The organism is Streptomyces sp. NPDC059455 (genome assembly GCF_042750115.1).
GTDB lineage: Bacteria > Actinomycetota > Actinomycetes > Streptomycetales > Streptomycetaceae > Streptomyces > Streptomyces endocoffeicus.
The window spans coordinates 21,934-32,152 of record NZ_JBHYVB010000116.1 but is presented as its reverse complement, the minus strand read 5'-3'; the positions used below and the strand labels follow the sequence as shown (position 1 = coordinate 32,152).

Here is a 10,219-nt window from a genome sequence, read left to right as displayed (position 1 = left end):
GCTCTCTGAGTCGATCTCACTATTCTCCACTCTGATCCGCCCGAGCCCGCCCCCCGCCCCCCCCCCCCACTTCACTCAGGCGCGGGCTGTCGCTGTTCGCCCTCGCCCTCGCCCCCTCGCCCGAGAAAAGTCCGCTCAGCTCCCCTCACCCACCCGCCTGCTCAAGACATGATCGCCTCGGCGGCATCCTCCGCGAATATCAACGTGTGGCGTGACCTACACGAATCCGGCAAAGGCAACGTCGGCATAGGGTTCTCGTCGATCAGCGCGCCAAGCTCACTCACCGATGCCATCACTCTTGCCCGCTTGGCACACTTTTTCTTCCAGCGAGACACCTCTGGGGACTGTCTCGCTGCGGCGCCATAGAGCCGGATACGGCGCTCACACTCTGGGAGTGCCGTATCTGCCGGCAGACGCCAAGGGGCTTTGCCGCCCCTTGGCCCAGGCCGTCCACGGCGACCAGGTTGCCCGCACACGGCCTGCCTGCGGAAACCAGCCAGCGAGATCGCCGGTAGCTCCAGTTCGCCGCTGTCGCATGGGGAGCGCGACTGCGTGCTCCCACCTCGAAAGGGGGTCGGGAGCCGACAAGGGGTCCTTATGCCTCTCGATGCACAGAGCATCCGAAGCGATGGGGTGACCTCGCGGGCCCGCGGTTGACGACGGCACACAGGGGCGCGGTACGGCACCGTAGGTCTACCGGATCGGGCGACGAACAAATCGGGCACCGTTGACACGTCTGCGAGTTGGGAGCACGAGGGCTCCCAGAGGGCTCCCACTTGCTCCCAGCCCGGAAACGGTTAAGGCCGCCCCCGCTACCTGCGGAAACGGCCTCCGACCTGCGATGATGCTGGTCGGGACGACAGGATTTGAACCTGCGACCCCTTGACCCCCAGTCAAGTGCGCTACCAAGCTGCGCCACGTCCCGGTGCTCGTTCGGCTCGGGCTCGCCCTCGCCGACCGCGCATGAAGAACAATACCGCACTTCAGGGGGTGGTCGCTGCCACCCCGGGCGAAGATCAGGGGTCCGGCGGGACCAGCTGGGGTGTTCACCTAGTGAGGTCGGGTCATCGCACGCTGTTATCCAGGGCGGAGAGAGGGGCGGTGCACGCAAGGGCTTGACTTGAAGTTTGGTTTAAGTATCACGCTCGGAGCATGACCTTCACTGACGTTCACACCGGGTACGGGTACGACGATCTTCCTCGGCTGATGAGTCTGATGACCGGGGACGAGAAGCACGGGCCGGCTGCTACCTCGACGCTGGACGCGCTCTGGGTGCTCTACGACCGTGTGCTGCGGGTTTCGGCGGGGGGCGTGGAGGCGCCGGAGCGGGATCGGTTTTTGCTGTCCAAGGGGCATGGGCCGATGGCGTACTACGCGGTGCTTGCCGCGAAGGGGTTCTTTCCCGAGTCGCTGCTGGCGGGGTTCGGGGCGTATGACTCGCCGCTGGGGCACCATCCGGATCGGGTACTGGTGCCGGGGGTCGAGATCAGCAGTGGGTCGCTCGGGCATGGGTTGCCGCTGGCCGTGGGGAGTGCGCTCGGGTTGGGGGCGCAGGGGGTCTCCGGGGCGGTGGTCTGGGTGCTCATTGGTGACGCCGAGCTGGACGAGGGCAGCAATCACGAGGCGATCGCGTACGCCGGGGCCGTGGGGCTGGAGCGGTTGCACGCGGTCGTTGTCGACAACGCCTCCGCCAGCCATGGGCGGCCCGGGGGCATCGCCGCGCGCTTTAAGGCCGCGGGGTGGTCCACGGTGACCGTGGACGGGCGTGATCACGAGGCGCTGTACGAGGCGTACACCGCGTCGCACCCGGGGCGGCCGCATGTCGTGGTGGCCCGGGTCGAGGCCAAGGTCTGACACGAATCCAGTGGGAGAGGGACTGTTCTCATGGACACCATGCGTGAGCGTTTCGCCTCCGTCGTCTCCCGTCTTCTGGACGGCGATCCCCGGCTGGCCGTCGTGCTGGCCGAGATCGGTAAGGACGGCTTCACGGACGCGGCCCGGGCGCATCCCGACCGGGTGATCAATGTCGGCATCCGCGAGCAGCTGCTGGTCGGCGTCGGCGGTGGACTGGCCCTGACCGGGATGCGGCCGATTCTGCACACCTTCGCCAGCTTTCTGGTCGAGCGGCCCTTTGAGCAGGTCAAGCTGGACTTCGGGCATCAGGGCGTGGGCGGGGTACTGGTCAGCGCGGCCGGTTCGTACGACTGGCCGGCGGGCGGCTACACCCATATGGCGCCCGGCGATGTGGCCCTGCTGGACACGCTCGACGGCTGGACCGTCCATGTGCCCGGCCATCCGGACGAGGCCGAGACCCTGCTGCGGGACGCGGCCGCGGCCGGTGACGACTCGGTGTACGTACGGCTGTCGGCGCACTCCAACTCCGCCCCGCGGGACATCGTCCCCGGCCGCTTCCTGACCGTACGGGAGGGGCACCGCGGTGTGGTGATCGCGGTGGGGCCGATGCTCGATGGCGTCCTTACGGCTGCCGAGGGGCTGGATGTCACCGTGCTCTACGCCACGACTGTGCGGCCCTTCGACGAGCACGCGGTGCGTGCCGCCGCTGGGGCGGCGGCGGGCGGCGTCGACGTCGTGCTGGTCGAGCCGTATCTCGCGGGCACCTCGACCGCCGCCGTGAACGACGCGCTCGCCGATCGCCCGCATCGGGTGCTCGGCCTGGGCATTCCCCGGCGCGAGCTGCGCCGCTACGGCACGATCGACGAGCATCTCGCGGGGCAGGGACTGGATCCGGTGGCGTTGCGCGAGCGGATCTCCGCCTTCCTGCGGTGAGGCCCGAATTCGACGTTCAGATGTGCTTTTCCAGCCAGGTCAGCAGGTCCTGCTGGACCTCGTCCCGGTTGGTCTCGTTCAGGATCTCGTGCCGGGCCCCCTGGTATCCCTTCCAGGTCAGCTCCCGCGTGCCGCCGTAGCGGAAGTCCTCCAGGAGTTCGTAGACGAGCGTCATCCCCTGGTTGCACGGGTCCTCGGTGCCCACCGCCACATGCACCGGCAGCCCGGCCGGGATACGGACCTGGTGGTGCGGGTCGTTGATCTTACGGACGCCACGGACCCAGTCCTGGGACAGCCCGGCGCTGAAAGCGAAGCCGCACCGCTCGTCCCCCGCGTACGTGGCCACCTCCGCCGCGTCGCGCGACAGCCACTCGAAGCCGGTCCGGTCCTGGATGTGCTCGTACGGGTCGTTGAACGAGGCGAAGAGGGTCGGGGTGAAGGTGGACCGCTCGTTCCGGCCCCGTTCCGCGATCTCCTGGGCGATGCCCGCCAGCGCCTCCTCGGTCTCGGTCCCCGGGAGTGAGCGGAAGGTCCCGGAGAGGATCAGCCCGGCCAGCTCCTCGCCGTACTCCTGGGCGCAGTCGCGGGCCAGCATCGAGCCCATGCTGTGGCCGAGCAGGACCAGGGGCGTGCGGGGGTGCGCGGCCCGCGCGCGGTCGCCGATGGCGCGCAGGTCCGAGACGATCGCCCGCCAGCCGTCGCCCTCCTCGCCCACGACGCCGAAGCCGCCCGTCGAATCGGCGGTGGCTCCGTGGCCGCGGTGGTCCGAGGCGACCACCGCATACCCGTGGGCGGCGAGGAAGCGGGCGAACCGGTCGTAGCGCCGGGCGTGCTCCGCGGCGCCGTGGGCGATCTGGACGATCGCGCGCACGGCGCCGTTCTCCGGCAGCCAGCTGTAGGTCACGACCCGCACACCGTCGGGCATGGGCAGATGGTCGGTGCGGTGGGTGATACCGCCGTCGGGCATGCCGTCTCATCTCCTGGCTCGAATCGGTCTGGTGCGAATGATCTGGTGCGGTTGGAAGCCCACTCTCCCTTTGCCTGGCCCGCAAGCCAAGGGCATCGACGCGGTCCTGTCCCCCGGGGCGCGGGTGTGTAACGATCAAGCGCTTGGTACCGCGTATCGACTGCCGATCCATACAACTCTCTTGTTCCAGGAGGACCGTTGGACTCGCACGACGCTTCGCTCTCCACCAGCTCCCCCAACTCCACTGGTTCGAAAGGCATTTCCGGGTCCCCCAACTCCCCCGGTTCGGAAGGCGTTTCCGGGTCGCCCAACTCCCTTGATTCGACGGACGCCTCCGGTTCGCCCGCCACAGCGGATGTCTTCGCCCTGTCGCGGCGGCGCTTTCTGCAGGCCGCCGCCGTGGGGACCGCCGCCGCCACCGCGGCCGCCCTGCCCTTCGAGACGGCCGCCGCCGCACCGGCCCGGGCGGGCTCGCTCTCCTTCACCGCCGCCACCAACGGCGCGGCGACCCTCTCCCCGTCCGGCGACCGCCTGATCGCCGAGGTCCAGAACGTCCTGTGGTCGGTCGCCCGTAAGGGGGGCGAGGCCGTCGCGCTCACACCGGCCGATCTGGAGCCCACCCGGCCGGTGTACTCCCCCGATGGAAAGCTGCTGGCCGTCTGCGCCTACCGGGGCGGCGGATTTCATATCTGGACGCTGCGTCCCGACGGCTCCGGTTTGCGGCAGCGAACGGACGGTCCGTGGGACGACCGCGGTCCGGCCTGGTCGCCCGACGGCACCCGGATCGCCTTCGCCTCCGAGCGCGGCGGCGACCCCGTCGCGGGCAGCCCGTACCGGATCTGGGTGCTGGAGGTGGCCAGCGGTGAGCTCACCCGGCTCACCGGGGTGGACGGCCAGGACGGGCCGCTCCAGGACGGCGCCTGGGAGGACTTCGACCCCACCTGGTCGGCGGACGGCGAGCGGGTGCTGTTCGTGCGCGGAGCGCTCGCCGGGACGACGCTGAACGCCCGTACGGTGGCCTCCGTACGGGCCGACGGCACCGGACCGGTCACGGCCGAGCACACGGACCCCACCGCCAACACCCAGGTGATGACGCCGTCCGTGTCGGCGGGCGGCCATCTCGCCTATCTGCGCACCACGGCCGCTCCCGCCGCCTCCTGCACGCTGGTCGTGAACGGGGAGCCGGTGGCGATCACGGGCGATGTGCAGCCCGTGCCGCCCCGTTGGGTGTCGCGGGATGAGCTGCTGCTCACCGTGGACGGGCGGTTCCGGGTGTTCCGGATGCCCTCGGCCAGGCGGTCCGGCGCCGATGGAGACGCTGCCGGTGAGGACACCGTCCGGGCCGGGCGCGCCGGTGGGGATGCCGACCGTAAGGCGCTTGCCTACGAGGAGATCCCCTTCTCCGCCACCCTCCCCGTCGACCGGCCCCGGTATCGCGTCAAGCGGTACGACTTCGACGGTGGCGGGGTGCGGCCGGTGCGCGGGTTGCATCTGCCCGCGCTCTCTCCCGACGGCCATAAGGTGGCCTTCGCCGCCCTCAACTCCCTCTGGGTCGCCGATGTCTCCGGCGGCCGGGCCCCGCGCCGGGTCGTACGGGCGGCCCCCACCCGGTATCTGCTGGCTCCCACCTGGACGCCCGACGGACGCGCCCTGGTGTACGCCGACGACCGCGACGGGCTGCTGGCCGTGCGCCGCCGGGACCTGGCCTCGGGCAAGGAGACCGTGCTGGCCTCCGGCGGCCGGGTGCATCCGGCGCTCTCCCCCGACGGCAAGCGGCTCGTCAGTATCGACATGTCGGGAAACCTGGTCCTGCGCGATCTCGACGCCGGTACGGAACGGGTGCTCGCCGCGCCGATGGGCGCCGGAGGGCTGCCGGGTCGGCCGAGCTGGTCACCCGACGGACGCTATGTCGCCCTGTGCGATCGCAATCGCCTGAACCAGCGGTTCCGCGAGGGCTACAACCTGATCCGGGTGATCGACATCAGCACGGGTGCGGCCAGGCAGCACGCGGTCGCACCGCACACCTCCCTCTCCGACCGCTATGACTCCGGACCGGTCTGGTCCCCCGATGGCCGCCATATGGCGCTCATCGTCGAGTCCGCCCTGTGGCTGCTGCCGGTAAGGGCGGATGGCACCCCCGACGGCGCGCCGCGCCGGATGACCGACGAGGCCGCCGACCACCCCTCCTGGTCCGGGGACTCCCGCAGCGTCCTGTATCTGTCGGCGGGCCGACTGCGGCTGCTGGACGTCAAGAGCGGCACCGCCCGGACGGTCCGTGTCCCGCTGGACCACCGGCGGCCACGCCCCGCGGACACCGTCGTCCACGCCGGACGGTTCTGGGACGGCACCGGCGGCGAGGGCGGCGGAGCCGGTCGTGACGGCCGTAAGGGCGGCACGGTCCGCGAGGACGTGGACATCGTGGTGCGCGGCGGACGCATCGCGGCCGTGGCGGCGCACCGGGCCGGGCGGCCCGCGAAGCGGCGCGTCGACGCCTCCGGCCGTACCGTCATCCCCGGGCTGTGGGACGCCCACACCCACCCCTGGCAGTACACCTATGGCGGCCGTCAGACCGCCCTTCAGCTCGCGTACGGCATCACCACCGCGGTCTCCCTCGGCGGGTTCGCCTATGAGCAGGCGCGCCTCAGGGAGGCCGTCGCGGCGGGCGCCCTGGCCGGGCCGCGGCTGCTGGCCACCGGCGAGCTGCTGGACGGGCCGCGCGTCGCGTACAGCATGGGCCGGGCGCATCGCACCCGCGAGGGTCTGCGGCGCTCCCTGGCGCGCGGTGCCGCGCTCGACTGGGACTTCGTCAAGACCTATGTGCGCGCACCGGGTTGGATCATGGAGGAGGCGGCCCGGTTCGCGCATGAGCGGCTCGGCGTGCGCACCGGCAGCCATCTGTGCTCACCCGGCATACAGCTCGGGCAGGACCTGACGACGCATCTGCAGGCCACCCAGCGGCTGGAGTACGGCCACGCCACGACGGCGACCGGGCACTCCCAGCAGGACCTGGCGGAGATCTACACCGCGACCTCCGACTTCCGGCTCATCGCCACGCCGTTCACGGCCTCGCCCCTGGTCGGGGCGGATCCCTCGCTGGCGGAGGACGAGCGGGTCACCCGGCTGATGCCGCCGTGGGACACCGCGCTCGTACGGCAGCTCGCCGGAGCGCCCCCGACCTCGGACCAGCTGAACACGCTGCGCATAGAGATCGGGGTCTACCAGCGGATCCTCGCCGGGGGCGGGGTGGTGGCCCTGGGGACTGATCAGCCGCTGGTGCCGGTGGGCCTCCATCTGCACATGGCGCTGCGCGCCCTGCACCGGTTCGGGCTGTCGCCGGAGGAGGCGCTGCGCACGGCGACCGTCCTCCCGGCACGGGCCTTCGGCGCCGACCGCGACCTGGGCACCCTGGAGGTCGGCAAGCTGGCGGACCTGACCGTCGTGGACGGCGATCCCTTCACGGACTTCGACACGCTGGTACGGACGGTGTCGGTGCTGCGGGGCGGGGTGCCGTACGAGCAGCGCGAGCTGGTCGAGTCCTTCCCCGGGGCCGGTGCCGCGGCGGCACCGCACGGGAAGTCGGCGGATGAGTGGCTGGAGGTGGGGCGGCTGCTGCGGCGTGACTCCTGCTGCTCGGTGGACGGCTGAGGGTGATGGGGGGGCGGGGCGGGGGCTTCGGCCCCTGGCCCGCCTCTGCCCGGCCTCCGGCCTGCTCCTGCCTGGCCGGAGGCCTGCCCCTGCCCGGCCCGCGGCCCGCCCGGCCTCGGCTCCGGTCCCGTCTCGACTCCGGTCCCGTCTCGACTCCGGTCCCGTCTCGACTCCGGTCCCGCCCCGCTCCCTCGGTCCGCTCGGCCCCGTGCTTGCGCCGGGCCCCCGGCCCGCTCGGCCTCGTGCTTGCGCCGGGCCCCCGGCCCGCGTCCCCGCCGAGGCCACGCCGGGCCAGGTGTGCGGAAGGGTCAGCGGGGGACGTCGATCCTGGCCAGGGCTCCCGTCTCCAGGGCGCACCACAGCGCGCCGTCGTGTGCGGCGATGCCGTGCGGTTCGCAGTCGGCCGGGGGCAGGTCGTACGCCGTGATCCGGCCGTCCGTGGTGATGCGCCCGACCCCGCCGCGGCCCCATTCGGTGAACCACAGCACCCCGTCCGGGCCGCTGGTGATGGCGTGCGGCCGGGCCTGCCGGTCGGGCAGTGGGTACTCGGTGACGGTGCCGTCGACCGTGATGCGGCCGATCTGGCCCGCGCCGATCTCGGTGAACCACAGGGCGCCGTCCGGCCCTTGGGCGAGACCCACCGGCGCGGCGGCCTCGGTGGGCAGGGGGTGGGCGGTCGTCCGGCCGTCCATGGTGATCCGGCCGATGGCGTTGCCCTGGTTGAGGGTGAACCACATGGCGCCGTCGGGCCCCGCCGCCATGGCGGACGGGAAGGCTCCGGGCGCGGGGTACTCGGTGATGTCGCCGTCCATGGTGATCCGCCCGATGCGGTCGGCGGCCGACAGCGTGAACCACATGGCCCCGTCCGGGCCCGCGGCGATCCCGTACGGCCCGCCGTCGGCGGTCGGCGGGGCGAAGGAGGACGTCGTGCCGTCCATCGCGATCCGGCCGATGCGGTGGGTGCCGTACTCGCTGAACCACAGGGCGCCATCGGGCCCTTGGGCGATCATCGTCGGCCTGGCTCCGACGGAGTGGACGGTGATCCGGCCGTCGGCGTCCCTGCGGCCGATCGCGCCCTGGTGGACCAGCGTGTACCACAGGGCGCCGTCGGGGCCACCGGTGAGTGCGTAGGGGCCCGCGTCCGGGGCGCTGACGGTGAAGACGCGGACCGGGTCGGCGAGCCACCGGCCGATCCGGTCCAGCAGCACCTCGCCCGGCTCGGACAGGTGGAAGGCGTGTGGCATGCCCTCGTACTCCTCCAGGCGCACGCTCACCCCGGCGGCGTCGGCCGCCTCGGCGAAGCGGCGGGCGTCGTCCAGGAGCACCTCGTCCGTGCCGACGGCGATCAGCAGCGGCGGCAGCCCGCGCGGGTCCCCGTACAGCGGCGACTGCGGGGCCCGGTCGGCGGGCGCGCCGGCCAGGTACTGGGCGCTTATGGAGCCCAGCGCGGCCCGGCTCAGTACGTCCTTACCGTCGTTGGCGGCGATCGACGCACCCGTAAGGGCGAAGTCGGTGACGGGTGAGACCGCGATCGCGGCACCGGGCCGCGGACCGCCGGTCCGCTGGATCTCCAGCAGGGCGGAGAGCACCAGCGTGGCCCCGGCCGACTCCCCGGCGAGAACGACCTCGGCGGGCGGGACGCCCTCGTCCAGCACACCGCGCCAGGCGGCCAGCACGTCCTCGAGGGCCGCGGGATACGGGTGTTCGGGCGCCAGCCGGTAGTCCACCCGCAGGGCGGGGCGTCCGGTCGCCTTCGACAGCCGATAGGCCATCACCCGCTCGGCCTCGGGCATCGTGTGGGCGAACCCGCCGCCGTGCACATAGATCACCGCGCCGCCGCGGGCGCCGGGCGCGCGAACCCAGTCGCCCCGCACCTCGGCATCGTCCGGGAGCGGGGCGGCGATCAGCGCGTCGGGGCGGTCGCGGACCGCTCGGGCCGCCTCGGGCGCCATGGGAACGGCGATGACGTTCGGCAAACGGTCCTCCGTCGTGGGTGGTCGGGGCTCGCGGGGGCAGCGGGCTCATCGGGGAGTCTGGCTCATCTCCCCCGCGAGGAAACTTTACGACGGACGTAAAGTTAGAATCGTCATGTATTGCGTGTCAACATAAATATGCTACGAGGGTAAGATTCGGGGTCATGGATATCGAGTCGAGCACCACGACGGACCCCGCGGCCACCGGCCTGCGCGAGGCCAAGAAGCGTGAGACGCGGCAGCTCATCTCCGACCGGGCCACGGGGCTCTTCATGGCGCAGGGCTTCGAGCGCACCACCATCGCCGAGATCGCCGACGCCGCGCGCGTGGCCAAGAAGACGGTGACCAACTACTTCCCGCGCAAGGAGGATCTGGCCCTCGACCACCAGGACGAGTTCGTCACCGGCCTGGCCCGCGCCGTCGCCGCCCGGGAGCCCGGCGAATCCGCCTTCGTGGCCCTGCGGCGCGCCTTTCTCACCGCCGTCGCCGCACATGATCCGGTCGCCGGATTCGCCGGGCCGGAGTTCACCCGCATGATCACGGAGAGCCCCACTCTCTCGGCCTGTCTGCGCGGACTGCACGACCAGCGCGAACAGGCCCTGGCCGTCGCTCTCGCCGCAGCGGCCGGCGCCGCCCCCGGTGACATCACCGCGCGCACGGCCGCGTCCCTGCTCGCCGGGGTGCATCGCGTCCTGTTCCGCCGGATTCTGGACCTCACGCTCGCGGGGCACACCAACCCGGAGATCGCCGCGGTCCTCGAACCGGAGGCCACCCGGGCGTTCGCCCTGCTCGAACCGGCCCTCGCCGACTACGCGCGGGCCTGAGGCCGCGCCCGGCCCTCATACAG

6 protein-coding genes, 1 tRNA gene and 1 pseudogene are annotated in these 10,219 nt (G+C 72.0%); 4 read left to right on the top strand and 4 right to left on the bottom strand.

The features are described from left to right. Positions 1-848 precede the first annotated feature (848 nt). Positions 849-925 (bottom strand) — tRNA-Pro (locus ACFXB5_RS33085). Positions 926-1,152: 227 nt separating this feature from the next. On the opposite strand from ACFXB5_RS33085, the gene ACFXB5_RS33080 reads away from it, so the two are divergent. Beyond that, positions 1,153-1,854: a transketolase gene (locus ACFXB5_RS33080; RefSeq protein WP_385214839.1), complete on the top strand. Its 702-nt coding sequence runs from the start codon at positions 1,153-1,155 to the stop codon at positions 1,852-1,854. 30 nt (positions 1,855-1,884) lie between these two features. Then, positions 1,885-2,787, top strand: coding sequence for a transketolase family protein (locus tag ACFXB5_RS33075; protein ID WP_385214836.1), 903 nt, complete (start codon positions 1,885-1,887; stop codon positions 2,785-2,787). Between the two features lie 16 nt (positions 2,788-2,803). Here ACFXB5_RS33075 and ACFXB5_RS33070 read toward each other — a convergent pair whose 3' ends face one another. After that, the gene (locus tag ACFXB5_RS33070; RefSeq protein ID WP_385214833.1) at positions 2,804-3,754 is read right to left on the bottom strand and encodes an alpha/beta fold hydrolase; all 951 of its coding nucleotides are present in this window, start codon (positions 3,752-3,754) and stop codon (positions 2,804-2,806) included. Positions 3,755-4,120: 366 nt separating this feature from the next. On the opposite strand from ACFXB5_RS33070, the gene ACFXB5_RS33065 reads away from it, so the two are divergent. Next, positions 4,121-7,399, top strand: a complete 3,279-nt coding sequence (locus tag ACFXB5_RS33065; protein WP_385214856.1) for an amidohydrolase family protein — start codon at positions 4,121-4,123, stop codon at positions 7,397-7,399. A gap of 308 nt (positions 7,400-7,707) precedes the next feature. Here ACFXB5_RS33065 and ACFXB5_RS33060 read toward each other — a convergent pair whose 3' ends face one another. Together ACFXB5_RS33060 and ACFXB5_RS33055 are read right to left on the bottom strand one after the other, a co-directional pair. Then, entirely contained in the window at positions 7,708-8,442 is a 735-nt protein-coding gene (locus ACFXB5_RS33060) for a virginiamycin B lyase (protein ID WP_385214853.1), read from the bottom strand. A gap of 195 nt (positions 8,443-8,637) precedes the next feature. Continuing rightward, a pseudogene (locus ACFXB5_RS33055) lies at positions 8,638-9,351 on the bottom strand (alpha/beta hydrolase); the annotation flags it as partial. Between the two features lie 185 nt (positions 9,352-9,536). Here ACFXB5_RS33055 and ACFXB5_RS33050 point away from each other — a divergent pair. Next, positions 9,537-10,196, top strand: coding sequence for a TetR/AcrR family transcriptional regulator (locus ACFXB5_RS33050; RefSeq protein WP_385214831.1), 660 nt, complete (start codon positions 9,537-9,539; stop codon positions 10,194-10,196). Positions 10,197-10,219 lie beyond the last annotated feature (23 nt).

Coding starts and splice junctions, on each gene's coding strand:
- ACFXB5_RS33080 (WP_385214839.1), top strand. CDS start 1,153: ATGACCTTCACTGACGTTCACACCGGGTACGGGTACGACGATCTTCCT.
- ACFXB5_RS33075 (WP_385214836.1), top strand. CDS start 1,885: ATGGACACCATGCGTGAGCGTTTCGCCTCCGTCGTCTCCCGTCTTCTG.
- ACFXB5_RS33070 (WP_385214833.1), bottom strand. CDS start 3,754: ATGCCCGACGGCGGTATCACCCACCGCACCGACCATCTGCCCATGCCC.
- ACFXB5_RS33050 (WP_385214831.1), top strand. CDS start 9,537: ATGGATATCGAGTCGAGCACCACGACGGACCCCGCGGCCACCGGCCTG.